The sequence below is a fragment of the Nocardiopsis sp. NPDC006139 genome, assembly GCF_040614155.1.
Classification (GTDB): Bacteria; Actinomycetota; Actinomycetes; order Streptosporangiales; family Streptosporangiaceae; genus Nocardiopsis; species Nocardiopsis changdeensis.
This window is the reverse complement of the sequence record NZ_JBEXTT010000030.1, coordinates 33,299-58,842: the sequence shown is the minus strand read 5'-3', so window position 1 is coordinate 58,842 and position 25,544 is coordinate 33,299. Positions and strand designations below refer to the sequence as shown.

21 protein-coding genes are annotated in these 25,544 nt (G+C 74.5%); 11 read left to right on the top strand and 10 right to left on the bottom strand.

Annotated elements, in window-relative coordinates:
- The first annotated feature begins 3 nt into the window (after positions 1-3).
- Entirely contained in the window at positions 4-942 is a 939-nt protein-coding gene (locus tag ABZ249_RS29100; protein WP_220560479.1) for a LysR family transcriptional regulator, read from the top strand.
- Positions 943-975: 33 nt separating this feature from the next.
- Here the strand turns inward: ABZ249_RS29100 and ABZ249_RS29095 are convergent, their stop codons facing one another.
- The gene (locus ABZ249_RS29095; protein WP_220560478.1) at positions 976-1,905 is read right to left on the bottom strand and encodes a LysR family transcriptional regulator; all 930 of its coding nucleotides are present in this window, start codon (positions 1,903-1,905) and stop codon (positions 976-978) included.
- Between the two features lie 301 nt (positions 1,906-2,206).
- Here ABZ249_RS29095 and ABZ249_RS29090 point away from each other — a divergent pair, with 301 nt between their 5' ends.
- The 3 genes from ABZ249_RS29090 (at position 2,207) to ABZ249_RS29080 (ending at position 4,403) form a co-directional block, all read left to right on the top strand.
- A complete protein-coding gene (locus ABZ249_RS29090; RefSeq protein WP_220560477.1) occupies positions 2,207-2,749 on the top strand; it encodes a GNAT family N-acetyltransferase in 543 nt (180 codons plus the stop codon).
- Positions 2,750-2,836: 87 nt separating this feature from the next.
- The gene (locus ABZ249_RS29085) at positions 2,837-3,070 is read left to right on the top strand and encodes a cittilin family RiPP precursor (protein ID WP_220560476.1); all 234 of its coding nucleotides are present in this window, start codon (positions 2,837-2,839) and stop codon (positions 3,068-3,070) included.
- A gap of 91 nt (positions 3,071-3,161) precedes the next feature.
- A complete protein-coding gene (locus ABZ249_RS29080; RefSeq protein WP_355269173.1) occupies positions 3,162-4,403 on the top strand; it encodes a cytochrome P450 in 1,242 nt (413 codons plus the stop codon).
- 6 nt (positions 4,404-4,409) lie between these two features.
- Here the strand turns inward: ABZ249_RS29080 and ABZ249_RS29075 are convergent, their stop codons facing one another.
- Positions 4,410-5,174 (bottom strand): methyltransferase domain-containing protein, encoded by a 765-nt coding sequence (locus ABZ249_RS29075; protein WP_355269171.1) that lies wholly within the window; start codon positions 5,172-5,174, stop codon positions 4,410-4,412.
- A 115-nt stretch (positions 5,175-5,289) separates the two neighbouring features.
- Between ABZ249_RS29075 and ABZ249_RS29070 the strand changes: the two genes are divergently transcribed.
- Positions 5,290-6,486: a hypothetical protein gene (locus tag ABZ249_RS29070; RefSeq protein ID WP_355269169.1), complete on the top strand. Its 1,197-nt coding sequence runs from the start codon at positions 5,290-5,292 to the stop codon at positions 6,484-6,486.
- A 411-nt stretch (positions 6,487-6,897) separates the two neighbouring features.
- Complete coding sequence (locus tag ABZ249_RS29065) at positions 6,898-9,018, top strand: FUSC family protein (protein ID WP_355269167.1); 2,121 nt, start codon at positions 6,898-6,900, stop codon at positions 9,016-9,018.
- Between the two features lie 40 nt (positions 9,019-9,058).
- Here ABZ249_RS29065 and ABZ249_RS29060 read toward each other — a convergent pair whose 3' ends face one another.
- A complete protein-coding gene (locus ABZ249_RS29060) occupies positions 9,059-9,691 on the bottom strand; it encodes a cyclase family protein (protein ID WP_220560470.1) in 633 nt (210 codons plus the stop codon).
- Between the two features lie 261 nt (positions 9,692-9,952).
- On the opposite strand from ABZ249_RS29060, the gene ABZ249_RS29055 reads away from it, so the two are divergent.
- From ABZ249_RS29055 to ABZ249_RS29045, 3 genes are all read left to right on the top strand, one after another.
- Entirely contained in the window at positions 9,953-10,648 is a 696-nt protein-coding gene (locus ABZ249_RS29055; RefSeq protein ID WP_355269204.1) for a lysophospholipid acyltransferase family protein, read from the top strand.
- Between the two features lie 304 nt (positions 10,649-10,952).
- On the top strand, positions 10,953-12,299 hold the full coding sequence (locus ABZ249_RS29050; RefSeq protein ID WP_355269202.1) for an FAD-dependent oxidoreductase: 1,347 nt from the start codon (positions 10,953-10,955) through the stop codon (positions 12,297-12,299).
- Positions 12,300-12,671: 372 nt separating this feature from the next.
- Positions 12,672-15,848 (top strand): penicillin-binding transpeptidase domain-containing protein, encoded by a 3,177-nt coding sequence (locus ABZ249_RS29045; RefSeq protein ID WP_355269165.1) that lies wholly within the window; start codon positions 12,672-12,674, stop codon positions 15,846-15,848.
- A gap of 34 nt (positions 15,849-15,882) precedes the next feature.
- Here the strand turns inward: ABZ249_RS29045 and ABZ249_RS29040 are convergent, their stop codons facing one another.
- The 6 genes from ABZ249_RS29040 to ABZ249_RS29015 all read right to left on the bottom strand — a co-directional run bounded on the left by ABZ249_RS29040 (position 15,883) and on the right by ABZ249_RS29015 (position 21,203).
- Positions 15,883-16,173 carry a DUF3040 domain-containing protein gene (locus tag ABZ249_RS29040; RefSeq protein WP_220560468.1) on the bottom strand — a complete coding sequence of 97 codons (291 nt, stop codon included), beginning with the start codon at positions 16,171-16,173 and terminating at the stop codon, positions 15,883-15,885.
- 179 nt (positions 16,174-16,352) lie between these two features.
- Positions 16,353-17,405, bottom strand: a complete 1,053-nt coding sequence (locus tag ABZ249_RS29035) for an ABC transporter ATP-binding protein (RefSeq protein WP_355269163.1) — start codon at positions 17,403-17,405, stop codon at positions 16,353-16,355.
- Positions 17,387-18,211, bottom strand: a complete 825-nt coding sequence (locus ABZ249_RS29030; RefSeq protein WP_355269161.1) for an ABC transporter permease — start codon at positions 18,209-18,211, stop codon at positions 17,387-17,389. Before ABZ249_RS29030 ends, ABZ249_RS29035 begins: the two co-directional genes overlap by 19 nt.
- The gene (gene modA / locus ABZ249_RS29025; RefSeq protein WP_355269159.1) at positions 18,208-19,020 is read right to left on the bottom strand and encodes a molybdate ABC transporter substrate-binding protein; all 813 of its coding nucleotides are present in this window, start codon (positions 19,018-19,020) and stop codon (positions 18,208-18,210) included. Before modA ends, ABZ249_RS29030 begins: the two co-directional genes overlap by 4 nt.
- Complete coding sequence (locus ABZ249_RS29020; RefSeq protein ID WP_355269157.1) at positions 19,013-19,414, bottom strand: TOBE domain-containing protein; 402 nt, start codon at positions 19,412-19,414, stop codon at positions 19,013-19,015. Before ABZ249_RS29020 ends, modA begins: the two co-directional genes overlap by 8 nt.
- Positions 19,415-19,631: 217 nt before the next feature.
- Positions 19,632-21,203: a family 10 glycosylhydrolase gene (locus tag ABZ249_RS29015; RefSeq protein ID WP_355269200.1), complete on the bottom strand. Its 1,572-nt coding sequence runs from the start codon at positions 21,201-21,203 to the stop codon at positions 19,632-19,634.
- A gap of 366 nt (positions 21,204-21,569) precedes the next feature.
- Between ABZ249_RS29015 and ABZ249_RS29010 the strand changes: the two genes are divergently transcribed.
- Both ABZ249_RS29010 and ABZ249_RS29005 read left to right on the top strand, forming a co-directional pair.
- Positions 21,570-22,847 carry an isochorismate synthase gene (locus ABZ249_RS29010; RefSeq protein ID WP_355269155.1) on the top strand — a complete coding sequence of 426 codons (1,278 nt, stop codon included), beginning with the start codon at positions 21,570-21,572 and terminating at the stop codon, positions 22,845-22,847.
- Positions 22,848-22,914: 67 nt separating this feature from the next.
- A complete protein-coding gene (locus ABZ249_RS29005) occupies positions 22,915-23,367 on the top strand; it encodes a GNAT family N-acetyltransferase (protein WP_355269153.1) in 453 nt (150 codons plus the stop codon).
- A 72-nt stretch (positions 23,368-23,439) separates the two neighbouring features.
- Here ABZ249_RS29005 and ABZ249_RS29000 read toward each other — a convergent pair whose 3' ends face one another.
- The gene (locus ABZ249_RS29000) at positions 23,440-25,455 is read right to left on the bottom strand and encodes a PhoX family phosphatase (RefSeq protein ID WP_355269151.1); all 2,016 of its coding nucleotides are present in this window, start codon (positions 25,453-25,455) and stop codon (positions 23,440-23,442) included.
- Between the last annotated feature and the right edge of the window lie 89 nt (positions 25,456-25,544).

The window sequence follows — 25,544 nt, the reverse complement described above, 5'->3', positions numbered from 1 at the left end:
TGGATGGATTTCACCCGTTTGCGCCTGCTCGTCGAGTTGGAGCGGTTGGGCACGATGGTCGCCGTCTCCGAGGTCACCGGCATGAGCACCTCCGCGGTCTCCAAACACCTCGCGGTCCTGGAGCGGGAGGCCGGCGTCCCCCTGCTGGCGGCGGACGGGCGGCGGGTGCGGCTCACCCCGGCGGGGCGGCGGCTGGCCGAGCACGCCGTGGACATCCTGGCCCGGGTGGAGGCGGCCCGGGCGGAGTTCGACGGCGACGGGGAGCCGATCGGCCGGGTCGACCTGGTCATGTACACCAGTGCGGCCCCCGTGGTGCTGCCCGCGCTGCGGAGGCTGCGCCACGACCACCCGGGCATCGACATCCACCTGACCGAGTACGAGTCGGAGCAGGCGCTCACCCTGCTGCAGAACGGGGGCGCGGATCTGGGCGTGGTGTACCAGTACAGTCTGCTCCCCCGGGATTTCCCGGGGACGCTGACGGTGCAGCCGATCGGCACCGAGGGCCTGCTGCTGTCCCAGCCCTCGGCCGGGGCGGACAGCCGCACCCTCACCCGGCGGCGGCTGCGCGACCTGGCCGACGCGGCCTGGATCGCCAGCCCCTACCGGGGGGACGAGGAGGCCCTGGTGCAGCGCATGTGCGCCGACGCGGGGTTCACGCCCCGGATCACGCACCGCATCGACAACCTCGAACTGTTCGAGGAGCTGGTCGCCGCGGGGGTGGGCGTGGGGGTCGTCCCGCGGCTGTCGGCGGCCACCCGGCGCGGGGTCGCCCACGCCCCGCTCGGCGAGCTGGGCGGGGTGCGCCAGGTGTACCTGGCCGGGCGCACGGGCGGCTGGGCCTGGCGGCCGATCCGGGTGCTGGCGCGCTACCTGCACCAGGCCGCCGAGGACGTGCTCGACGACGTGCCGCCGCTGCCCGAGGCTCCCGACGCCCCGGCCTGAGCCGGGGATCCTCGTCCGGCTCCGGACCCGCGGTCAGCCCGCGATGGCGAAGGGCCCGACCGAAGGCACCGGCACCTTGCTGGCTGCCTCGCGCACCGCGGTGAGCAGCGGCTCGGGGGTGGACCCGGCCCGCGACAGCGCGATGATGTGGCGCCGGGCGGTGTCGCGCACCCCGCGCACGACGATCTGCGGCGTGTTGATGCCCGTCCAGGCCAGGCGCGGCATCAGGGCGATGCCCAGCCCCGCCTGGACCAGCGCGAACACGGCGCTGAAGTCGTCCACGGTGTGGACCACCCGCGGCTGGAACCCGGCCTGGCTGGTGGCGGCGGTGACGCACTCGTGCCAGGCGGTGCCGGGCGCGGACATGATCCAGTCCTCCGCGGCCAGGTCCTCGGACAGGTGGAGGCCGTTGCGGGTGGCCAGCGGGTGCTGGTAGGGCAGGATCGCGTCGAACAGCTCGACCATCACCGAGTCGGTGCGGAAGTCGGGGTCCCCGGCGGCCGGCAGGTGGCCGGTGGACATGGTGAGCGCCACGTCCAGGCGCCCGGAGCGCACCATCTCGGCGCTCTGCTCGGGCTCGGCCTGGACCACCTCGAAGGACCACCCGGGGTGGCTGACCCGCAGCCGTGCCAGGGCGGGGGCGATGAGGTCGCTGATCCCGGTGGAGAAGGAGCCCACGCGGACGACGCCGCGGTCCCCTTCGGCGTAGGCGGCCAGGTCGGCTCCGGCGCGCTCCATCTCCGCGAAGATCGCGGGGGCGCGTTCGAGCAGGACCCGGGCGGCGCCGGTGAGGATGAAGCGGCGGCCCTGGCGTTCGACGAGGGGGACCCCGGGCTCCTTGGCCAGGGCTGCGAGCTGCTGGGAGACCGCCGACGGTGTGACACTGAGCGCCTCGGCCGTCGCCGCCACCGTGTGGTGGTGCGCCAGGGCGTGGAGGAGCTGCAATCGCCGAACGTCGATCATGGCTCCCAATGTAGGCGAGCACACTCAGGTTTCCGGGTGATTTCCGACATTTCACTCACCCAACGACAGTGATTCGCTGCACAACGTCCAACCCCACTCTCCGGGCATCCCGAGAAGAAAAACCGAACTTCTTTCCATCGAGTGATGTCGTCCAGCTCTTTCCCCGTGTCATGAACGTTCCAGTAGATACCGGCACGTACAGTCAGGGGCACAGCTCAACCAAGAGCGCGCACCCCGTGCGCGCCAGGGATCAGCACCCAATGCTGGTGGAACGGGTGAGAAGAACATGCAAAATTCGCTGATGACCAAACCTCGACCGACCGACATCGGCGTGCTCGGCTTCCGTTACCTGGGCGCTCACGAGGTAGAGGAACTCGCGGACCTGTGGGGCGCCCTCCACCAGCAGCACGCCCGGAACGCCCCGCACCTGTCCGACATCATCAGCACCACGAGCATGGACGAGTCCTGGCGCCGGCGCCGCACCCAGTACCTGGAGTGGATGGCCGACCCCGAGACGCTGGCGATCCTCGCCGAGCACGGCGACGACCCGGCCGGGTACGCGATGGTGACGCTGCGCCCCGGGCCGCAGGGCACCTGGGACCGCGGCGAGCGCGTGGCGGTCGTGCAGACCTTCGCCATCGACCCGGAGTACGCGGGCACCCGCGTCGGCTCCAAGCTGCTGGAGGAGATCCGCCACCAGCTGGCCGCCATGGGCATCCGCGACATCGAGTTCTCCGCCCTGGCCACCGCCTCGGAGGACATCAGCTTCCTGGAGACGGAGGGCTTCCGCCCCTTCGTGACCACGATGGTCTGCCGCGTCGACGGCTTCGGCGCCCACGACTGACCGCGCTCCTCCGCCGTGCGGACGCCCCCGTGCCCCCGGGCACGGGGGCGTCGCCGTGTCCGCCCCTCCCCGGAGGTCTGACGGCGGGTGACGTTATGGCAACAGAAATGGGTTGCCCCGCGCGCAGGGTTATCTCACCGTCGCGCCACTGTCCCCCTCCGTCACCGGCCGTCTAGCGTTCTTCGCGTCGCCCGGGACCGACAGGGGACCGGAGCACACCGTGGAAGGAGACCCCCCGTGAAGAAGGCCGCCTACCGCATCGCCGCCAAGCTGCGCCTCATCGACGCCGCGCGCCTGACCCGCCCCTACATCTACTACTAGGCGTCCACCGCCAGGCCGCACAGGCCCCGGATCGTCACACCCGGCCCGTACCGCCCCCGGGCGGTGCGGGCCCCGCCCGGAAAAGGACGCGATGGCGGCCCCCACCCCCCTCTCCTCCGCTCCCCCGGGTCCCCGGGGCGGGCGCTCCTCCTCCAACGCCGCCGACTACGCGGTGGACCCCCTGGGCTTCCTGACCTCGGCCGCCCGCGAGTTCGGCGACGTCGTCTCCCTCACCCCCGCCAACGTGCTGCTCGCCCATCCCGACGACATCGGCCGGGTCCTGCTGGACCGCGAGGGCCTGGTCGCCAAGATCGGCGCGGCCACCCGGCGCGGCCCCATGGGCTTCCCCCTCGCCATGATGAACAGCGAGGGGGCCGACTGGGAGCGCAAGCGGGCCCGGCTGCGCCCGGCCCTGCGCAGCGACCGGCTGGACGGCCTGGAGCGCGCCGCCCGCGAGGGCGTCGCACGCCTCGTGGACACCTGGCACGACGGCCTGGAGATCGACGTCCACGACGAGATGTCCCGGCTGGCGATGGGCGTGGGGGCCGTGCACCTCGCCGGGCGCCCCCTGGGCGCGCGCGGCGAGACCCTGATCCGGGCCGTGGCCGCGATCATGCGCCTGACCTCGGCCCCGCGCCTGCCGATGTGGCTGCCCACCAGGACCAACCGCGACCTGCGCCGGTCCCTGCGCGACTTCGACACCACCCTCGCCGCCCTGATCGCCGAGCACCCCGCCGGCGAGGACGACAACGCCCTGGGCCGGCTGCTGGCCGACGGCCCGCCCTTCGCCGAGGTCCGCGACGAGCTGGCCACGCTGCTGATGTCGGGGTACGAGACCACCGCCAACGCGCTGACCTGGCTCCTCCACGCCCTGGGCGGCCGGCCGGAGGCGGCGGAGCGGATGGCCGAGCCGGGTTTCGCGGCGGCCGCCGCCAAGGAGGCGATGCGCCTGTACCCGCCGGCCTGGGTGATCAGCCGGGAGACCGTGCGCCCCCTGGAGGCGGGCGGGTACACGCTCCCCGCCGGCACCACCCTGGGGCTGAGCCAGTGGGTCGTGCACCGGGACGGGCGGTGGTTCCCCGACCCGGAGGAGTTCCTCCCCGAACGCTGGCTGGACGGCGGGCGGCCCGGGCACCGGCACGCCTACTTCCCCTTCGGCGCGGGCCCGCGCGGCTGCGCGGGCGCGTCCATGGCCCTGCGCGAAGTGGAGGTCATCGCGACCGCGCTGTGCTCCCGGGTCCGGCTGGAGCCGGTGCGCCCCGAGCGGGTGCGGCCCCGGCCGGCGCTGGCGCTGCAACCGGTCGGGGTGCGGGCGCTGGTCCGGCCCCACTGAAGCCGGTCAGGGGCGCACGGCGCCGACCAGCAGGAAGGGGACCGCGACGAAGAGCCGGTCCTCCCCGGCCCGGGACCGCTGCTCCCGCGTCCACGCCCGGGCCCGCTCCCCGTCGATCGCCCCGGAACGGGCCGCGGTGTCGGCGAACCCGGCGAGCATCCCCACCACGTCCGCGTCGGTGAACACCACGACCCGGCCCTCGACCGAGATGTCGGTGAACCCGGCTTCCGCCAGCAGCGCCCGCTGTCGGCGCGGGGCGCGGGGGTCGGGCATGGTGTCGGCGTAGGCGGCGACGATCCGCCGGGTGGTGCCGGGGTCGTCGGAGTCGACCATGTAGGCGTCCCAGTCCTGGCCGAGCAGGACGAGGCGGCCGCCCGGGGCCAGTACCCGGTGTGCCTCGGCCAGGGCGCGGGCGGGGTCGTCGAGGGAGTGGTAGACCTTCTCGGCGCGGTAGCCGTGCACGGACCCGTCGTCCAGGGGCAGCCGGTAGGCGTCGCCGTGGCGGAAGTCCGTTCCGGGGTGGGCCGCGCGGGCGGCGTCGAGCATGGCGGGGTCCAGGTCCACTCCGACGGCCCGCACACCCGCGGCGGCGAGTTCGGCGGTGGCCCGGCCGCCGCCGCAGCCGACGTCCACCACGGTGTCGCCGGGCCGGGCCCGCAGGCGGTCGCGGACCCGGTCGCGCAGGGCGCGCGCCTCGGGCAGATGGGAGAAACGGTCCAGGCGCACGAGGAGGCTTCGCGCATCGGCGCCGTCACGCTGGGAGGTCGGCATGGGGGCATTGTCCGTCGGCCCGCCGCCCCGGACAAGGGCGGGAGCGGCCCGGGACCGCGGCGCGGGCGCGACACACCCCGGCGCGGGCGGGGCCGGAAACGCTACGCTCGCCTGCGTGGCGACCTCCGACTCCAATACCTGCAACTTCCCCGGCTGCGACCGCCCGGTGCCCCGGGCCTCCTCCCCCGGGCGGCCTCCCCAGTACTGCGACCTGCCCGAGCACACCCGGTGGCGGGCCTGGAAGGAGCGTCAGCGCCAGGCCCAGGAGTCCGAGCGGCAGGAGGCCGAGGCGCGCGCCTCCCGGGAGCCGGCCGGCCCGGCCACCCCGGGGTTCGCCTCGACCGAGCCGGTGACGGCGGCCCGGCTGCGCGCCGACGACCTGCTGACCCGGTTCGCCGTGCAGAGCGAGCAGCTCACCGAGACGCTGCGGGCCGCCACCGAGGCGTTCACGACGATGACCGACCCGGCCGCGGCCGAGGCCCAGGTGGAGGCGGCCCGGCTGGCGGGGGCCCGGCACGCCGCCGAGGCCGACGCGGCCCGGCTGGAGGCGGAGAACCGCCGCCGCGAGGCGGAGTCGGCCCGCCGTGCGGCGGAGGAGGCGGCGGCCTCGGCGATCGCCGCCACCGCCGAGGCGGAGCGGATGGCCGAGGAGGCGCTGGCCCGCCGGGACGAGGCTCAAAGCGCGCGGGAGGAGGCCGAGCGGGAGGCGCGGACCGCCCTGATGGAGCGCGACGCCGCCGTAGCGGAGGCCAACGCGGGCCTGGCCGACGCCGAACGCCGCCTGTCCGAGCAGCGCGAGGAGGCCGGGCGCGAGCGCGCCGACGCCGCCCGGCGGCTGCAGCACGCGCACGCCGAGGCCGAGGGGCTGCGGGCGGAGACCGCCGAGCACTCCCGCAAGCGCGAGGAGGCGCTGGCCGCCGCCCGCGGCGAGCGCGAACGGGCCGAGCGCGCCGAAGAGAGCGCCCGCCGGGCGGAGGAGGCGCTGGCCGCCGAGCGCGAGCGCTCCCAGGCGGAGCTCGGCCGGATCGAGCGGGCGCTGGAGGCCGAGCGCGCGGCGGCGGTGGCCGAGCGGGAGCGGCTCACCGCCGAGCTGGAGCGCTCGGTGGCCGAGCGGGACCGCCTGACCGGGGAGCTGGCGGCGCAGCGGCGCGCGGCCGAGCTGACCCTGGCCGAGTCCCGCGAGGCCGCGGCCGCCCGCCTGGCCCTGGCGGAGGAGGCCCGGGACCGCGCCCTGGAGCGGGCGCAGCGCGCCGAGGCCGAACGCGACGAGGCCCTGGCCCGCCCCGCGGAGTCCGCCCCCTCCCAGGGGTGACCGGACACCGGCGCATCGCCGGGACGCCGCGGGTGGCGCCCGCGCGCGGGATCGGTCCCGTGCCGCCGCTCCCGCCGGCCGCGTGCACGCGCGCAGGGCCGGGGCGGGCGCTCCCGCCGGTCCGCGTGCACGCGCGCAGGGCCGGGGCGGGCGCTCCCGCCGGGCCGCGAGCCCGGCGGCGGTCCACCGGGGCGGTGGGGCCGTGCCGGGGTGTCCGAAGACACCCCGCACCGTGCGGGCGGCCACCCCCACGGCATCGGGGCAGATCAGCGGACCGGCCGACCGGCCCGATGGCGCCCGGGACACCCGGCCGCGGCCGGAGGGTGGCCCACGACACCGGCGCGGGGCCGAACCCGGACGCGGGGGCGGCGCGTCCCCTGGGACATGAGTACCGATTCGTCCCGGTCTAGGATGGGGCACGTGCGAGATCTGGGAACCACGGGCGATACCGGACCCCTCGACGTGGGCGACACCTCGCACCCGGGCCCCCGGCGCGTCGCCGTCGGCGAGCGCCCCCGGCCGCGGGTGGACCTGCGCGCCGTCTTCGGGCTGGAATCGGGTACCTGGGCCTGGACCACCGCGGCGCAGGCCGCGATCGCCATGACCATCTCCTTCGCGCTGGCCGCGTGGCTGTTCGGTCCGCAGGTCGCCACCCTGGCGGCGATGGGCTCCATGACGGTCCTGTACGAGAAGAAGACCCCCTACGCCTACCGGGCGGCCGCGCTCGCCCTGGTCGGGGTGGGGTTCGTGATCAGCGTGTCCCTGGGCTCGCTGGCCTCGGCCCTGTCCCCGTGGGCGGCGGTGTTCTCCATCGGGCTGACCGCCGGCCTGGCCACCTGGGTCTGCGCGGCCTGGCGGGTGGACAAGCCAGGACCCATGTTCTTCGTGCTGGTCGGCGCGATCTCCACCATCGTCCCCGGCGGCCTGGCCGACGTCCCCCTGCACGCGGCCATCGCCGCGTCCGGCGCGGCGGTGGGCTGGGCGGTGTCCATGTCGGGCGTCTTCGTGCGCGCCCGCCAGCCCGAGCGGCAGGCGGTCGCCGGGGCGTACCGCAAGCTCGCGGTGCTGCTGCGGGCGGTGGGCACCCCCGAGCTCGACCACGCCCAGCACGACGCCTCGGTCGCGGTCGCCGACGCCTGGCGGCTGGTGCTGCTGGCGCAGACCCGCGGCTACCGCACCAGCGACGAGGCGGCCCGGCTGCGCTCCCTGCTGCGCTGGGTCTCCGACATCCACCTGGCCACCACGCAGGTGTGCATGGCCCGGCCCACGCCGCTGCCGCCCGAGGCCGCCGCGTTCGCCGAGCGGATGGCGGCCGCGGTCGCCGCCCCGGAGAAGGCGCCCGACCCGGCCGACCTGGACGGGCTGCGCCGGGGCATGCGCCCGCGCTCCCTGGAGGCCCGCCTGTACGGGCTGATGGCCCGGGCCGCCACCGCCGCGCGCCGCGACGCGGGCGGGCTCGACGACGACGAGCGCGCCCGGAACCTGCACGACGAGCGCTACCCGGCGCTGTGGGGCGCGCTGCGCTCCAGCCTCAGCCAGGATTCGCTGATCCGGCCCACCGCCCTGCGCATGTGGATCACGGTGACGGCGGCGGGCGCGCTGGCCCTGGCCTCGGGCCTGGAGAACTCCTACTGGGTGGGCATCACCACCACGGCCGTGCTGCAGGGCGGCAACGTGGTGCTGACCCTCAACCGGTCGGTCCAGCGGTCGCTGGGCACCCTGGTCGGCGTGGTCATCGGGGCGCTGCTGATCGCCGCGAACCCGCCTCTGGCCGGGGTCATCGTGCTGGCGGGGCTGTTCCAGGGCGCCGCCCAGCTGGTGATCGGCCGCAACTTCTTCTACGGCTCGGTGCTGCTCACCCCGATGGCGCTGCTGCTGTCGTACACGGCGGCGCCGCACCCCATCACCGAACTGGCCGAGACCCGCATCATCGACACCGTGGTGGGGTCGCTGGTGGGCCTGGCCGGGGCGATGCTGCTGTGGCGGGGCGCGTCGGCGACACGGCTGCCGCAGTCGATCGTCGGTGTGCTGGAGGAGGCCAGGCGCGCCATGGCGGCGGTGCTGGACCAGGACACCGTGATCGACGGACGGCTCCGCTACGAGCTGCGGCGGGACATGCGGGCGGCGCTGGTGAGCCTGCGCGGGGTCTACGAGAGCGCCATCGGCGACGTGCCGCGCGCCGCCTCCACACAGCCGCTGTGGCCGGTGGTGGTGGCCACCCAGCGCACCGGGTACCTGGCGCTGTCGGCGCTGGCCCTGGAGAACCCGGAGCCGGTGGGGACGATCACCCTGCAGCGGGTGGACCTGGCGTTCCGCGAGCTGATCTCGGCGATGGAGGAGCGGCGCACCCCGCGGTTGGGCGCGCTGCCCCGGCTGCCCGCCCATCCGCGGATCAACATGGAGCTGCGCGCCCTGTCGACGGCCATGGCGGGCGCGGTCGCCCAGGACGAGCGGGCGGCGCGGCTGGAGGCCGAGAAGCGGGCCGAGCTGGAGCGGCGCCGGGCCCAGGGGGACCTCGACGCCGACCTGTGAGGCGGGGCGGCCGCCGGGCCCGGGGCGGCCGTCCCCCGGCTCAGTCGACCAGGGCGAACGCGCGGACGGGGAAGGCCGCCAGTCCGCGCACCTTGGCGGGGACCGCGAAGAACCGGAAGCCCTCGGCGGGCAGCTCGCCGAGCAGGCACAGGTGGGAGACGACGGGAATGCCCGCGGCCAGCAGGACCGCCCGTACCGGGCGGGCCCCCTCCGCGGCCGGGGAGGTGTCGTCCACGCCCACGGAGTCGATGCCGACCAGGACCGCCCCGGCCTCGACCAGGGTCTTGGCCGCGGCCTCGGTCAGGTGGGGGTGGTCGTGGTCGCCGTAGGACTCGGTGCGCCAGTGGCGGTCCCAGCCGGTGCGGACGAGCACGGCCCGGCCGCGCAGGTCCAGGCCGGCGAACGCCTCCGGGCCGATCTGGCGGGCGCCGGCCGCGTCGACGACCACACCGGGCAGGTCGGCCACCCGGTCCAGGTCGAGGTCGGCCAGGTCCGCTCCGTCGCGGTAGCGGTGGGCGGGCATCTCCACGTAGGTGCCGGTGGCACCGGCCATCGTGACCCCGCCCCCGTCGCCGTGGGCGGCCGAGCCCTCGGTGATGTGCGGTTCCGGGAGACCGGGGCGGGTGGTCATCCCGTCGGTGATCTGGTGGCTGACGTCGACCGGTTTGGACATGGCTGTTTCCTCGCTTCACGAGCGTGTCCGGTGCGCGACCCCCGGGCTGCACCAGAGGTCTAGACCATGAGCCTAGCGTGTGTGACCCACGCCACCATCTTGCTGTTCCGGGTGCCCGCCGGGAACCCCCCGGAGGCGTTCGCCCCGCCTCGGCCCGGCGGTCCGCTCCGCGGGCCCGGTAAGGTCGGTGAACGCGGCGGCGCCGTGGAGATCCCCGCCACCGCGAACCCGCATCACGCACGGAGAAGGGTCCACTTCATGGTGTCACTGTACGGAGCGGCCAAGGCCGTCGTCGCGCCCGCGACCCGCATGATGTGGCCCGTGAAGGCCGAGGGCGCCCACCACGTCCCCCGCACGGGCGGGCTGATCCTGGCCGCCAACCACCTGGCGCTCATCGACCCGCTGTTCATCGGCGTCGCCTGCCCGCGGCCGGTGCGGTTCATCGCCAAGCAGGAGCTGTTCGACGAGGGCACGCTGCCGCGCCGGACGTTCGCGCGCGTGCTGCGCGGCCTCGGCCAGCTGTCGGTGGACCGCCGTCCGGGACAGAGCGCCCAGGAGGCCATGGACAACAGCCTGGAGGTGCTGGAGCGCGGCGAGGTCTTCGGCATCTTCCCCGAGGGCACCCGCTCGCCGGACGGCCGCCTGTACAAGGGGCAGACCGGGCTGGCCTGGCTGGCGCTGACGACCGGCGTCCCGGTGGTCCCGGTGGCGCTGGCCGGGACCGAGCGGATCCTGCCGCAGGGGCGGAAGGTGCCCTCGTTCAACCGGGTGGGCGTGCGCTTCGGGGAGCCCGTGGACCTGTCCCCGTGGAAGGGCCGGGCGGACCGGGCCAAGCCCCGCAGAGAGGCCACCGACGCCATCATGGAGGCGATCGCCAAGCTGTCCGGGCAGGAGCGGGTCGCGCGCTACGCGGCCTCGGTCAAGGCCGAACTGGGACAGGGCGGCCCGCGCGGGTGACTTTCACCACAGTGGACTCGGGGCTGATTCGTCCTTGACGGAGCGTTGACCCTTGATCGAGGGGTGCGGAACGACGCCTTCGCGCGCGCCGCGACCCCCGCCCCAACTGGGATGCCGGGCTCACCGAGGTGCCGAGGGGCCACCCGGGTCCGGAGCCGCACCCCGGGAACGGGGGCACAATTCCCCACCAGTACAGTGGGAATTACCGGTGCCGACACCGGATAGATTAGGCAAGCCTTACTTTAGATGGCGTCCGACCCCTGGCGCGAAGACTTGGAGCTGTGCGATGACGCGACCCCTGCGAGTGGGAATCGTTGGTGCCGGTCCGGCGGGAATCTACGCCGCCGACCTGCTCACCAAGGACGAGACCCTGTCCGCGTGCGGCACGTCCGTCAGCATCGACATCCTCGACAAGCTGCCCTCCCCCTACGGCCTGGTCCGCTACGGCGTCGCCCCGGACCACCCCCGGATCAAGCAGATCCAGGGAGCCCTGCACAAGATCCTCGACAAGCCCGAGATCACCTTCTACGGCAACGTCGAGTACGGGCGGGACCTCAAGCTCGACGACCTGCGCAGGCACTACGACGCGGTCATCTTCTCCACCGGCAGCGACCGCGACCGCCCCCTGGACATCCCCGGCATCGACCTGCCGGGCAGCCACGGGGCCGCCGACTTCGTCTTCTGGTACGACTCCCACCCCGACGTCTCGCCGTCCTGGCACGTCGAGGGCACCAGCGTCGCCGTGATCGGCGCGGGCAACGTCGCCGTCGACGTGGCCCGCATCCTCGCCAAGAACGCCGACGACCTGCTCGAGACCGACATCACCGACAACGTGTACGAGGGCCTGCGCGCCAAGCAGATCACCGACGTGCACGTCTTCGCCCGCCGCGGCATCGCCCAGTGCAAGGCCACCCCGATGGAACTGCGCGAGCTCGACAAGCAGCCCGGGGTCGAGGTCATCGTCTACCCCGAGGACTTCGAGATGGACGAGGGCAGCCTCCAGGCGTGCGAGGACTCCAACCAGACCAAGACCAACGTCAAGGTGCTCCAGAACTGGGCGCTGCGCGACCCGCGCGGTGAGGACGTCCGCCTGCACCTGCACTTCCTGCACTCGCCGGTGGCGGTGCTCGGCGAGGACCGGGTCACCGGTTTCCGCACCGAGCGCATGGAGCTCACCGGCGACGGCGGGGTCAAGGGCACCGGCGAGTTCGTGGACCACGAGGTCCAGGCCGTCTACCGGGCCATCGGCTACCTGGGCTCGCCCCTGGCCGACCTGCCCTTCGACGAGGAGAACGGCGTCGTCCCCAACCGCGGGGGCCGGGTCCTGGACCTGGACGACAACCACATCCCGGGGGTCTACGCCACCGGGTGGATCAAGCGCGGACCGGTGGGCCTGATCGGCCACACCAAGGGCGACGCCCTGGAGACCGTCACCAACCTGGTCTCCGACCGCGAGTCGTTCACCCCGGCCGCCGAGCCGGACCCGGTCGCGTTCCGGGCCCTGCTCGAGGAGCGCGGCGTGGAGTACACGACCTGGGAGGGCTGGCAGCGGATCGAGGCCCGGGAAGAGGAGCTGGGGGCCGAGCGCGGCCGCAAGCGCCTCAAGCTGCTCACCCGCGAGGAACAGACCACGGTCGCGCGTCAGGGCTGACCCCGCGCGAACGTCCCGGCCGGCCCCGCGCCCCTCTGCGGGGCCGGCACCCTATTCCCACCCGCAAAGGGTTCCCCACCGTGAGATTGCGCATGCGACTCGCCGGGGGAACATGGAACAACGGCCCGGTTCCATGGGTTAGAGTCACTGTTGGTCGGTGTGGTAGCAAGTGTCCCCCGGGCCTCAACTATTGCCTTCGCGGAATACCGCGTACGGCCCCCGCCAGGGGAGACCGTACGGTCCGGAGCCCCGTTGTGCCCCGCGCCGAGAGGCGACCGCCATGCCGACCATCAGTCTCGTGCCCCGCTCCCACCGAGGTGGGAGCGGGGCATCTTGGTATTCTCCCCGAAAAACGACGAAGGACGGTCAGGCGTGGACGAACGGTCCCCCCGACAACCGGATTCCTCCGGGCCGCCCGAGGAGTCGGGCGACACCCCGACCCGAGGCGTTCGCCCGGAGAACCCCTATCGCATTCCGCAGCGGCCCCCGGCCCCGGGCGGGACGGCCGCCGGTGGTCCGTCCGACCGTCCCGAGAGCTGGGACACCCCGTACCCGGCCGCCCAGGGCCCCACCGGTGAGTGGACGCCACCTCGTCCCGAGGAGACCCCTCCCACGGACACCTGGAAGGACTGGCAGGCCCCGAGCGAGGAGCCCGAGGCCGCACCCGACCGCGACGCCGACGGCCCGGAGCGGACCACCGCCGCATGGGACGCCACCGGGGGCGCGCCCGCACCGGATGAACGGCCCACCGGGGCCCACCGGGGTACCGGTCCCGCCTGGGACGACCGTCCCGGCGCCGCGCCCGCGACGGATGACTCCTGGGACGGCGGCGACCAGAGCGACTCCTGGGGCGAGACCCACAGTGGTCCCCAGCAGACCAACGCGGGGTGGGGCGAACGCCCCGGCGACACTCGCGGAACGAGCGACGGCTGGAACACCCAGAGCGGTCCCCAGCAGACCGGTGCCGCGTGGAGCGACCCCGGCGACGACGCACCCGCATGGGGAGAACAGTCCGGCAGCACACGCGGGTCGGACAACGGCAGCAGCGGCTCCCCACAGGCCACCGCGGGGTGGGGTGAGGCGCGAAGCGCGAACGACGGCTGGGACGCCCACAGCGGACCCCAGCAGACCGCTGCCGCGTGGAGCGGCCCCGGCGATGCGCCTGGATGGGGCGAGCAGCCCGCCAACACACGTGGGTCGAACGACACCTGGGACGACAGCGACCAGGGCAACTCCTGGGGCGACGGCAACAGCGGCCCCCAGCAGACCAACGCGGCATGGACCGGATCCGGCGACGTGCCCGGGTGGGGCGAGCAGCCCCGCGACGCACGCGGTGCGAACGACGACTGGAACGCCCAGAGCGACCCGCAGCAGACCGCCGCGGCGTGGAGCGACCCCGACAACTCGCGTGGGTCGGACAACACCTGGGACGACAGCGACCAGGGCAACTCCTGGGGCGACGGCAACAGTGGCCCTCAGCAGACCGCTGCCGCGTGGAACGGTCCCGGCGACGACGCGCCCGCATGGGACGAGCAGCCCCGCGACGCGCATGGGTCGAACGACGGCTGGGACGCCCACAGCGGACCCCAGCAGACCGCTGCCGCGTGGAGCGGTTCCGGCGACGACGCGCCTGGATGGGGCGAGCAGCCCCCGGGAGCGGGCGGCACGGGGCCGCGGACGGCGGAGCCCGGGCACGGGGACCGGTGGAGCGGACCGCAGCAGGGCGCCGGCGACGGCCGCGGCGGCCCCCCGCCGGGACCCGGCGGGCCGCGCGACGGCTGGGACGACTGGGACGGCGAGCCGCGGGACGCGGAGTCCGCCCCCCGCGGCGACGGCTTCGAGTACCTCTACCACGGCAACGCCGCCGCACCGCCGGAGCAGCCCGACCGGCAGCCGCGCAAGTCCAAGCGCGGCCTGGTCATCGGGCTGATCGCCGCGGGCGTGGTGCTGGCGCTGATCGGCGGCGGAGTCTCCTGGTACGTGCTCACCCTCCCGCAGCCCGAGGAGGCGGTCGAGGAGTACGCGGCCGCCTGGGAGGCGCAGGACTACGAGCGCCTGGCCGCCGTCACCACCGGCGGTGGCGCCGCCGAGGTCCTCGGCGGCATCGCCTCCGGGATCGGGGTGGAGAGCGTCGACGTCACCGTGGGCGAGCCCACCGCCGACGGCGGCACCGGCACCGCCTCCTACGAGGTGGCCGTCGGCCTGTCCAACGCCGGCGACTGGGGCTGGGAGGGCGAGCTCCCCCTGGTCCGCCAGGACGGCGAGTGGCTGGTGGACTTCTCCCCCGAGGTGGCGTTCCCCGGCCTGGCCGAGGGCCAGACCCTGGCCCGCACCGCGGTGTGGGGCGAGCGGGGCCAGATCCTCGCCGCCGACGGCACCCGCCTGGACACCCCGGACGTCTCCGGCTCGCTGCAGATGATCGTCGGCGGGATGGGCGAGGCCACCGAGGAGGACATCGAGCGGCTGGGCCCCGCCTACCGGGTCGGCGACACCGTCGGCACCAGCGGGCTGCAGCGCACCTACGAGGAGCGGTTGGCCGGACAGGCCGCCACCACCATCGTCATGGTGGACGCCGGCACCGAGGCCGACGCCGTGGAGGCGACCGAGGAGAACACCGTCGCCAGCCTGGACGGCGCCCCCGGTGAGAACGTCGTCACCAGCATCGACATGGCGGTGCAGAACGCGGCCGCCAACGCCATCATCGACTCCGACGACCCGGCGGGCATGGTGGCGATCCGGCCGTCCACGGGCGAGATCCTCGCCGCGGTGAACGTCCCCGGCGGGTTCAACCGCGCCTTCGAGGGCCGCTACCCGCCCGGCTCCACGTTCAAGGTCGTCAGCTACAACGCGCTGCTGGACGGCGGCCTGACCATGGACTCCCAGTTCCAGTGCCCCAAGGAGTACAACCCGGGCGGCTGGGAGTTCACGAACGCGGGCGGCGCCGAGTACGGCGCGCAGACGATGACCCAGGCGTTCGCGACCTCCTGCAACACCGCCCTGGTCCAGGCGGCCGTCGACAACATCGACGCCAACGCCCTGCTGGCCAGCGCCGAGCTGTTCGGGATGAACGCCCCGATGGACATCGGCGTCCCGACCTTCGAGCCGGTCTACCCGCTCTCCGAGGGCGCCGTCATGCTGGGCGCCCAGGCCATCGGCCAGGGCCAGGTCGAGACCTCGGCGCTGCACATGGCCACGGTCCCGGCCGCGGTCGCCGACGGCAACTGGCGGCCCCCGCTGCTGGTGACCGAGCCGGCCGCCGAGGCCCCGGCCGAGCCGCGCCCGATCCCCAACGCCGAGGCCCTGCGCACCATGATGCGCGCGGTCATCACCGAGGGCACCGCCGAGAACCTGCCCTTCCAGGGCGAGGTCTACGGCAAGACGGGCACGGCCGAGTTCGGCACCGCCGAGGGCGAGGACGAGGAGCTGCCCAGCCACGCGTGGATGGTCGGCTTCAAGGGCGACGTCGCGTTCGCCGTGGTGGTGGAGGGCGGCGGGGGCGGTTCCTCCGTCGCCGGCCCGATCGCCGCGAAGTTCACGAACGCGCTGTGAGGCGTGACGGCGGGCGGCCTCGGCCGCCCGCCGTTCAGCGGCCCTCGTCGGCGGGCTGCAGGGTCTGCGCGGGCGCCGGCGCGGACGGCTGCTCGACGGGCTGCGGCGCGCCGGGTGTGAGGACGAACAGCAGGACCAGGAGTCCGGCGGTGACGGCCGCGATCAGGCCGCAGGCCACCCAGGGCTTCCAGCCGCTCAGGCCGGGTTCGGCGGGCGCGTCGGGGTCCCCGAAGGAATCCAGGCGTTCGGCGAGCTCGGGATCCTCTTCGCCGAGCCGCCTCTCGATCTCCTCGAGGATTCTCCGCTCGTGTTCTCTCAGGGACATGGCGCACCCTCCTTCAGCGGCCGGGGGAAGGTCTACTATCGCCACCGGGTGTCCTACAGTCTCCCCAGCGGAGCGCGAGGATATCCCCGGCTTCGGCGGGTTTTCCCGGCCGTCCCGGACCCCCGCAGGTCACCGCCGCACGGCGTCCCGACACGTGGGAACGGCGTCTCGCGCAGCGGTCATCCGGGGTAGCACTCGGCCTCCGCGGCCTTGACCCCGGCCCAGACGGTGCCGCCGCGGACCAGCCCCAGCTCGGCCAGTGCGGCCGGGCTGATGTCGGCGGCCAGGTCGAGCGCTCCGGTCAGGTGCACCCGCACCTGGTCGCCGAACCGCTCCACCCCGTCCACGGTCAGCTCCCACAGGTTGCGCGGGCTGCCGTCGGGGCGCCGCCGGTACAGGGCGACGGCCCGGGGCGGGAACGCCACCAGCGCGGAGCCGCTGTGCGCCTCGTGCACCTCCACCACCGCTCCGCCGTCCAACAGGACGGCGGTGCCGTCGGCCCGCCCGCGGAACAGGTTGAGCCCCACCAGCCGCGCCACGTAGGGGGTCCGGGGGCGGCGGGCCACCTCGGCGGGCGCCCCCTCCTGGACCACCCGGCCGCCCTCGACGACGGCGATGCGGTCGGCCAGCACCATGGCGTCCAGCGGGTCGTGGGTGACCAGCACCGTCGCCCCGTCGAACTCCTCCAGCAGGCGGCGCAGCCGTCCCCGCACGCGGACGCGGGTGCTCACGTCCAGGGCGGCCATGGGCTCGTCCAGCAGCAGCAGGCGCGGGCGCACCGCCAGCGCACGGGCCAGTGCCACGCGCTGGGCCTGCCCCCCGGACAGGTTCCGGGGCCGCGCGCGGGCGTACCCGGCCAGGTCCATGTGGTCGAGCAGCTCGGCGGCGCGGGCGCGGGCGTCGGCCTTGGACGCCCCCTGGCAGCGCGGCCCGAACGCGACGTTGTCCAGCGCGCTCATGTGCTGGAACAGCAGGTAGTCCTGGAACACCATGCCGACGGGCCGCCGCTCCACGGGGGTGCGCGTGTGGTCGTCCCCGTCCACCCGCACGTGCCCGCCGCTGAGCGGCAGCAGTCCGGCCAGGGCGCGCAGCGCCGAGGACTTGCCCGCCCCGTTGGGGCCGAGCAGGGCCAGCACCTCCCCGGCCGCCACGGACAGGGCGACCTCCAGTTCGAAGTCGCCCCGGCGCAGCCGGAGGTCGGCGGAGAGCACGCTCACGCGGCGTTCACCCATTTCTCGCGCAGGGTGGCCAGCACGGCCAGGGACACCAGGAGCAGGACGAGGCTGAGCACGATCGCGGCCTCGGGGTCGCGCTGCATGGCCATGTAGACGGCCAGCGGCATGGTCTGGGTGGTGCCGGGGAAGTTGCCGGCGAAGGTGATGGTGGCGCCGAACTCGCCCAGGGCCCGGGCCCAGCACAGGATCGCCCCGGCGCCGATGCCGGGCAGCACCATGGGCAGGGTGACGCGGGTGAACACGGTGACCCGCCCGGCGCCCAGGGTCGCCGCGGCCTCCTCGTAGCGGCGGTCGGCTCCGCGCAGCGCCCCCTCGACGCTGATGACCAGGAACGGCATGGCGACGAACACCTGGGCCAGGACCACGGCGGCGGACGTGAAGGGGATGGTGATCCCGAACCACGCGTCCAGGTACCGCCCGAGCAGGCCGTTGCGGCCGAGCACGAGCAGCAGCGCGACGCCGCCGACCACGGGCGGGATGACCAGGGGCACGGTGACCAGGGCGCGCACGATCCGCCGCCCGGGGAAGTCGGTGCGGGCCAGCAGCCAGGCCAGCGGGACCCCCAGGACCAGGCAGAGGGCGGTGGCGACGGTGGCGGTGGACAGCGACAGCCACAGCGCGGCCAGCACCTCGGGTTCGGTGACCCGGCGCCCCATGTCGTGCCAGGGCGCGCGCACGACCAGCCCGAGCAGGGGCAGGACGAGGAAGGCGACGCCCGCGAGGGCGGGCAGGACCAGCGGCCAGGGCGGCCTGCCGGACCGGGCCCGCAGGGCGGGCCCGGTCCGCGCGGAGCCGCGGGTCACGGGGTGCCGAACCCGGCGTCGGCGAGGACGGCGGCGCCGGTCCCGGAGAGTACGAGGTCGATCCAGGCGGCGGCCAGGTCCGGCTCGGGCGCGTCGGCCAGCAGGGCGATCGGGTAGTCGTTGACGGCCGCGTCCGCCTCGGGGAAGGCGATGCCGGTGACGGCCTCCCCGGCGGCGATCACATCGGTCCGGTAGACGAGTCCGGCGTCGACCTCGCCCAGTTCGACCTTGGTCAGCACCGCGCGGACGTCCTCCTCGTAGGTGACGGGGGTGACGTCGAGCCCGGCGGCGTCCAGCGCGGTCGCCGTGGCCGCGCCGCACGGGACCTCCGGTGCGCAGAACGCCGCGGAGACGCCGTCCCGCGCGAGGTCGTCCAGACCCTCGATCCCGGCGGGGTTGTCGGCGGGCACGGCGATCTGGAGGGTGTTGGTGGCGAAGACCGCGCCGTCGCCGTGTTCGTCCGCCCACTCCCGGTCCAGGCCCTCCCCCTCGGCGACCTGCGCCATGGTGGCGGTGTTCGCGGCCGCGAACACGTCCGCGGGCGCGCCGGAGCCGATCTGGGCGGCCAGCTCGCTGCTGCCCGCGAAGTTGAAGACGACCTCCGCCCCGGGGTTGTCCGTCTCGAACTCCTCGGCCAGGGACTCGAAGACGTCGGTGAGGGAGGCGGCGGCGAAGACGGTCAGCTCGCCGGCGGGGCCCCCGGAGCCCTGTCCCTCCGGTCCGGCCCCGGTGTCCCGGCCCGCGCAGGCGGTGAGGGCGAGGGCCGCCGCGGCCAGCGCCGCGACGAGCCGCAGGGGGGTGTCACGCATGGCGGTCTCCGCTCGTCTCGACGATCACGTTCGTGGACTTGACCACGGCCGTGGCGGTGGCGCCGACCTCCAGGCCGAGTTCGTCGGCGGCCTCGCGGCTCATCAGCGAGACGATGCGGTGCGGCCCCGCCTGGACCTCCACCTGCGCCATGACGGTGTCGCGGACGATCCCGGTGACCAGTCCGTGGAAGCGGTTGCGCGCGGAGGAACGGTGGCGGTCGGGGTCCTGGTGGGACCCCTCGCGCATGAAGGCGGCCAGGTCGGCCCCGTCGAGGAGGCGGCGGCCGGAGGCGTCGCGGGAGGCGCTGAGGCGTCCGGCGTCGACCCAGCGGCGCACGGTGTCGGCGCTGACGCCGAGCAGTTCGGCGGCCTCGCTGATCTGGAAGGTCGGCATGGGAGCAATCTACTGCTCGCAGATGCGAGGGCAACAGCCCCTCAGGGCTGGCGGATCACAGCTTTTTCGCGCCGAAAGGGCCGCATTCGTCGGATGATCGTCCGAACGGCGCCTGTGCGGAGGGACTCGCCCGGGCAGGGCCGCGGCCGCCGGGCGGGCGTTCCGGGACACGGCGCGGCCCCGGCCCGCGGGGGGCCGGGGCCGCGTCCGGTACCGGTCAGCCGCGGGGGGCGGCGATCTCGCCGACCGGCCCCTGGGCCCGGTAGTCGTCCAGGGCGGTGACCGCGTACACGGTGTCGTCCCCCGCACCGGTGTCGTCGAACGAGGTGCCGCCGGTCACGCCGACGAGGTTCTCCGGGGTGAGCGCCTCGCAGGCCGTCTCGTCCCCGGCCTCGGCCGCCTCGGCGGGCAGCCGGTACACGGCGTAGAAGCGGGCGCCCTCGGCCTCCTCCCAGGACACCTCGACCCCGTGCTCGCCGGCGCGGGCCGTCACCCCGGCCACGGCGCCGACCCGGGCCTCCTCCTCGCCGGAGTCGGTCCGCGGCGGCAGGGCCGGCTCGGCGTAGTGGCCGCCGAGCAGGTGGTCCACCGCGTCCGGGTTCTCGCGCAGGCTCTTGATGGAGAAGTAGATGTCGCCGCCGACCCCCTCCAGCCCGCCGGAGTAGTCGAGCTGGGTGGAGAGGGCGTCGTCGGAGGTCCACCCGTCCTCGCCCAGGCGGTAGGCGGCCTGGCCGATGTACAGGTCCACGCCGGTGCCCTCGACCTCGTCCGCCCACCAGTCGGTGAGCGCCTCGTAGTCGGCGGTGCCGAACCCGCGCTCCCAGTACAGCTGGGGGGCGACGTAGTCGACGGTGCCCTCCTGGATCCAGGTGCGGGTGTCGGCGTACTGGGCGTCGTAGGACTGCAGGCCGGAGCTGGGCGACCCGCTGGGGTCGGTGCTCTGGTTGCGCCAGATGCCGAACGGGGAGACGCCGAAGCTCACCCACGGCTCGGTCTCCTGGATGGCGCCGTGCACGTCGCGCATGAGCTGGTCGACGTTGTCGCGGCGCCAGTCTCCGCGGTCGTCGAAGTCCCCGCCGTGCGCCTCCCAGGAGGCGTCGTCGTCGAACTCCTCGCCGTCCTTGGGGTAGGGGTAGAAGAAGTCGTCGAAGTGGACGCCGTCGATGTCGTAGCGCTCGACCACGTCCATGATCACGCCGGTGACCCAGGCCCGCACCTCGGGGTTGCCGGGGTCCACGTAGGCCTCGTCGCCGTAGTCCACCAGCCATTCGGGGTTCTGCTTCACCGGGTGGTCGTCCACCAGGTTCTCGATGTCGGGGTCCTGCAGGCCCACCCGGTAGGGGTTGAACCAGGCGTGCAGCTCCAGGCCGCGGGCGTGCGCCTGCTCCACCGCGTACTCCAGCGGGTCGTACCCGGGGTCGCCGCCCTGCTCCCCGGTGAGGTAGCGGGCCCAGGGCTCCTTGTCGGAGGCGTACACGGCGTCGGCGGTGGGCCGCACGTGCAGGAACACGGCGTTGAGGCCCATGGCGACGGCGTCGTCGAGGTAGGCGTCCAGCTCCGCCCGCTGCTCCTCGGCGGACAGGCCGGGCTCGGAGGGCCAGTCGATGTTGCGGACGGTGGTGAGCCAGGCGCCGCGCATCTGCCGCGCGGAGTCGGCCGAGCACAGCGCGTCCGCGGTCCGGACCGTGCCGCCGGTGTCGTTGCGGCTCCCGCTGGCGCCGTCGCCGGGCGCTCCCCCCGGGGCGCCCGCGGCGCATCCGGCGAGCAGGACGGTGGACGCGGCGGCCATGGTCGCCCAGCGCGCGGCGCGCGGTACGGCCACGGCCCGTGCCACAGAACCCTTCAAAGCGATGTCTCCTCTTGGAAGCCGGGGCGGCGCCCGTTCCCCGGAGCGCCGTGCCGTGGACCAGAGTAGAGGACAATGTCAATTTTCGGACACGATTGAGCCAATCTGTGGACAACCTCGCACAAGCCCCGGGAAGGGAACATCGCCCCAGGTCAATGCGGCACCCCGGATCCCCATGGCTCCACCGGCCCCGGGTACGGAAACCGTCGCGGTGCGGGCCCCCTCACACCGCCAGGGGGGTTGACCCTCCCCTCCACCGGCCCCCGGTCCGGGCTCGCGGGGGCACCGGGCGACCTAGACTCGGGTGACGTGAACGCCGCTGTGTGCCCTCCCAAGCTCTTCGTCCGGACCGTTCCGCTGCGCGGCGGCGCCGACTCCCTGGTGCGCCGCCTGCCCGCCGGAGCCCCGCTGGCCTGGCTGACCGGCGACGACGGCCTGGTCGGCTGGGGCCGGGCCGCCCACTGGAGCCCGGCCGCCGAGCCCGCGGGCACCGAGCCCACCGACACCACCCGGTTCACCGAGGCCGCCCGCTGGCTCAACGGGGTGCTGGAGCGGGCCGTGGTGGAGGACGAGGTCGGCCTGCCGGGCACCGGCGCCGTCGCCTTCGGCACGTTCACCTTCGCCCCCACCTCCACGGGCTCCACCATGGTGGTCCCCCGCGTCCTGCTGGGCCGCCGCGGCGACCGGGCGTGGCTGACCACCGTCACCGACGAACCCGGCGTCCATCCCGGGGAGCTGCTGTACCCGGCCCCCGCGCCGCGCCCCGTCGGCCCCCTCTCCTGGGACACCGGCGAGCTCACCGCCCGGGAGTGGGGCGGCGTCGTCGCGGACACCGTCGCGCGCATCCGCGCCGGGGAGCTCGACAAGGCGGTACTGGCCCGCGACCTCGTCGCCCGGGCCGAGGGCCCCATCGACGTGCGCACCCTGCTGGAGCGGCTGCACGCCCGCTACCCGCAGTGCTTCACGTTCTCGGTCGCGGGCATGGTCGGCGCCACCCCCGAACTGCTGCTGCGCCGGGAGGGCGAGGAGCTGTCCTCCCTGGTGCTGGCGGGCACCCGCCCGCGCGGCGCCGACGCGGAGGAGGACGAGCGGCTCGCGGAGGAGCTGATGTCCTCGGCCAAGGACGTGGAGGAGCACGGGCTGGCGGTGGACTCCCTGCGCGACGCCCTGGCCCCCCTCGCCGAGGAGCTGGTGGTCCCGGCCTGGCCGCACCTGCTGCGGCTGGCCAACGTCCAGCACCTGGCCACCCGCGCGCACGCCCGGCTGCGGCCGGGGGTGTCGGCGCTGGACGCCGTGGCGGCCCTGCACCCGACCGCCGCCGTGGGCGGCACCCCCACCGCCACCGCGATGCGCCTCATCGACGAGGTGGAGGGCATGGACCGGGGCGGCTACGCGGGACCGGTCGGCTGGGTGGACGGCGCGGGCAACGCCGAATGGGGCATCGCCCTGCGCAGCGCCCACGTGGACGGGGCGACGGCCCGGCTGTTCGCCGGGTGCGGGATCGTCGCCGGGTCCGAGCCGGAGTCGGAGATCGCCGAGACCGAGTCCAAGTTCCGGCCGGTGCGCGAGGCCCTCACCGACGGGTGAGCCGGGCCGCGCCCCGCGGCGCGGAACGGGAAACCGGCCCGTAACACGCCCGGTATACCGTCACGCCATGCAGATCGACTTCGTGGCCTGGGACGATCCCGACGCCACCGCTCTCCGGGCCGGGCAGCGCGCCGAGATCGCCGAACGGTACGGGACCCCCGACTCCGAGCCCGGCACTCCCCCCTCGGCGTCCGACATCGCCGTGTTCGCGCTGGCCCGGGCCTCCGACGGCACCGCCGTGGCCTGCGGGGGCCTGCGCGACCTGGGGCCGGACGAGGGCGGCGAGGTCAAGCGGATGTACGTGCTGCCCGGGCACCGGGGGTCGGGAGCGGCCCCGCGGCTGCTGGCCGCCCTGGAGGAATGGGCGCGCGACCGGGGGTGGAAGCGGCTCCGGCTGGAGACCGGCGACCGCCAGCCCGACGCGGTGCGGTTCTACACCAAGTCCGGCTACACCCCGGTGGAGCCCTTCGGCGCCTACGCCGACGAGCCCTCGTCGCTGTGCTTCGGCAAGACCCTGTAGGACGCGCCGACACGAACCGGCCCCGGGGCTCCCCCACGATGGAGTCCCGGGGCCGGTGTTCGGGGGCGCCGGTCACCTGCCGACGGCGCGACCGCCCTTGTGCCAGATGCAGACCACCGACGGGCGCGGGAAGTCGCCGTCGGGCCACACGCTGGTGGGCGCCTCGAAGGTCCCGTCCTCACCGGGGTGCTGCGGGGCCAGGAAGACCGTCTTGTCGTCCTTGGTGATGAACGGGCCGCACGCCTCGGCGTCCACCGGAACGGTCGCGAAGGTCTTCAGCTCGCCGCGGAAGCGCCCCTCGACCGGCATGACGTGCAGGCCGTCGTTGATCCCCAGGGTGCCGGGCTGGCCGTCGGTGGAGATCCACAGGTTGCCGTCGCTGTCGAAGGTGACGTTGTCGGGCGAGGAGATCGGCATCACCTTGGACTTGTCGTAGCCCGCGTAGTAGGTGTCCTCGTCCTCGGGGTTCCCGCACACCAGCGGCACGGTCCAGGCGAACGCCTCGGCGGCGGCGTCGCCGTTGTGCTCGATGATCTCCAGGATGTGGCCGTGCTTGTTGGGGCCGCGCGGGTTGGGCTCGTCGGCCTGGCCGGGCTCGCGGGCGGAGTTGTTGGTCAGGGCCACGTAGACCTTGCCCGTGGCGGGGCTGGCCTCGATGTCCTCGGGGCGGTCCATCTTGGTCGCCCCGGCGGCGTCGGCGGCCAGGCGGGTGTGGACGAGCACCTCGGCGACGCTGAAGCCGTCCACGAAGCTCGTGGTGTCGCTGGTGAGCGGGATCCAGTCGCCGTAGCCGTCGAACTCGCCGTCGGCGGGCAGCGCGCCGGACCCGTCGATCTCCTCCTCCGGGCTGTTGCCGGTGAGGCGGGCGACGAAGAGCGTGCCGGTGTCCAGGAGGGTGAGGTTGTGGCGGGTGTCGCCCTCGCGGAACTTCTTCGCGCTGACGAACTTGTAGATGTAGTCGAAGCGCTCGTCGTCGCCCATGTAGGCGACCGCGCGGCCGTCCTCGGCGAGGCGGACGGTGGCGCCCTCGTGCTTGAAGCGGCCGAGCATGGTGCGCTTGGCGGGCGGGGCGGAGGGGTCGAGGGGGTCGGTCTCGACGATCCAGCCGAAGCGGTTCACCTCGTGGGGGTGCCGGGAGAGGTCGAAGCGCTCCTCGACCCGGTCCCAGCGGCGGCCCGAGGCGCCGGTGGACAGGCCGTAGCGGGCGTACTCGGGGCTCGCCGGGGCGTTGCCGAAGTACTGGTTGAAGTTCTCCTCGCCGCTGAGGAAGGTGCCCCAGGGGGTGTAACCGCCCGCGCAGTTGTTGAGCATGCCCCGCACGGTGGTCCCGGTGGGGTCCTCCTCCGTCTTGAGCAGGTCGTGCCCGGCGGCGGGGCCGGTGAGGGTGAACGGGGTGTCCGTGGTGATCCGCCGGTTGTAGCGCCGCTCGCCGGTGCTCAGGCGCCACTGGCCGGTGCGGCCGACGCGCTCGACCTCGACGATGGAGCCGCCGTGGGCGGCCATGGCGATCCGGATCTGCTCGGGGGTCGCCGAGGCCCCGTTCCGGTAGCCGCGGAACATGAGGTTCTCGTTGGTGTACTCGTGGTTGACCCACAGCAGGCCGCGGTTCTCGTCGAGCTGGTGGAGGCCGACGTAGTCGCAGTTGTAGCCGAACTGCTGCGCCTGGGCCTCGGCGGTCTGGTTCTCGATGTCGAACTCCGGGGCCCCGGGCAGGACGGGGTCGCCCCAGCGGACGATGACGTGCTGCTCGTAGCCGTTGGGGATGGTGACCTTGTCGTCGTTGTTGGGCAGGACGCTTCGGAAGGTCGGCCGGGGAGCGGGCTTGGGGCGGCCGGGGCCCCGGTCCGCGACGGCGGGGGCGGCCATGCCCAGGGCGCCGGCACCGGCGCCGACCACTGCGGCGCCCAGCATCGAGCGGCGGGAGAGCGCCTTGGCGAAGATGTCACCGAAGTAGGCGTTGTCGCTCTTGTTGGGAGCGGGGTGGAAACAGGCATCACCGCAGCGCAGCTCGCAGGTCCTGCGGGAACGGCCACCGCCGGCCGTGTCGACGAACGGCAGCAAGCGGCGGCGGGGCGCGGATTCGGGCACACCTTCTCCTCGGGGATCGTTGCTTCCCCCCGGCGGCCTCCGCCCTGGTACGGGGCTGGGTCGGGGCCGTGCGGGGTCGCGGCAGGCGG

What these genes read in the sequence shown, in the direction of transcription:
- ABZ249_RS29015 (WP_355269200.1), bottom strand. Translation starts at nt 21,203, where the DNA reads ATGGCCGCCGCGTCCACCGTCCTGCTCGCCGGATGCGCCGCGGGCGCC.
- ABZ249_RS29065 (WP_355269167.1), top strand. Translation starts at nt 6,898, where the DNA reads ATGGGGCACGTGCGAGATCTGGGAACCACGGGCGATACCGGACCCCTC.
- modA (WP_355269159.1), bottom strand. Translation starts at nt 19,020, where the DNA reads ATGCGTGACACCCCCCTGCGGCTCGTCGCGGCGCTGGCCGCGGCGGCC.
- ABZ249_RS29035 (WP_355269163.1), bottom strand. Translation starts at nt 17,405, where the DNA reads ATGGGTGAACGCCGCGTGAGCGTGCTCTCCGCCGACCTCCGGCTGCGC.
- ABZ249_RS29005 (WP_355269153.1), top strand. Translation starts at nt 22,915, where the DNA reads ATGCAGATCGACTTCGTGGCCTGGGACGATCCCGACGCCACCGCTCTC.
- ABZ249_RS29100 (WP_220560479.1), top strand. Translation starts at nt 4, where the DNA reads ATGGATTTCACCCGTTTGCGCCTGCTCGTCGAGTTGGAGCGGTTGGGC.
- ABZ249_RS29040 (WP_220560468.1), bottom strand. Translation starts at nt 16,173, where the DNA reads ATGTCCCTGAGAGAACACGAGCGGAGAATCCTCGAGGAGATCGAGAGG.
- ABZ249_RS29075 (WP_355269171.1), bottom strand. Translation starts at nt 5,174, where the DNA reads ATGCCGACCTCCCAGCGTGACGGCGCCGATGCGCGAAGCCTCCTCGTG.
- ABZ249_RS29090 (WP_220560477.1), top strand. Translation starts at nt 2,207, where the DNA reads ATGACCAAACCTCGACCGACCGACATCGGCGTGCTCGGCTTCCGTTAC.
- ABZ249_RS29020 (WP_355269157.1), bottom strand. Translation starts at nt 19,414, where the DNA reads ATGCCGACCTTCCAGATCAGCGAGGCCGCCGAACTGCTCGGCGTCAGC.
- ABZ249_RS29095 (WP_220560478.1), bottom strand. Translation starts at nt 1,905, where the DNA reads ATGATCGACGTTCGGCGATTGCAGCTCCTCCACGCCCTGGCGCACCAC.
- ABZ249_RS29080 (WP_355269173.1), top strand. Translation starts at nt 3,162, where the DNA reads ATGGCGGCCCCCACCCCCCTCTCCTCCGCTCCCCCGGGTCCCCGGGGC.
- ABZ249_RS29060 (WP_220560470.1), bottom strand. Translation starts at nt 9,691, where the DNA reads ATGTCCAAACCGGTCGACGTCAGCCACCAGATCACCGACGGGATGACC.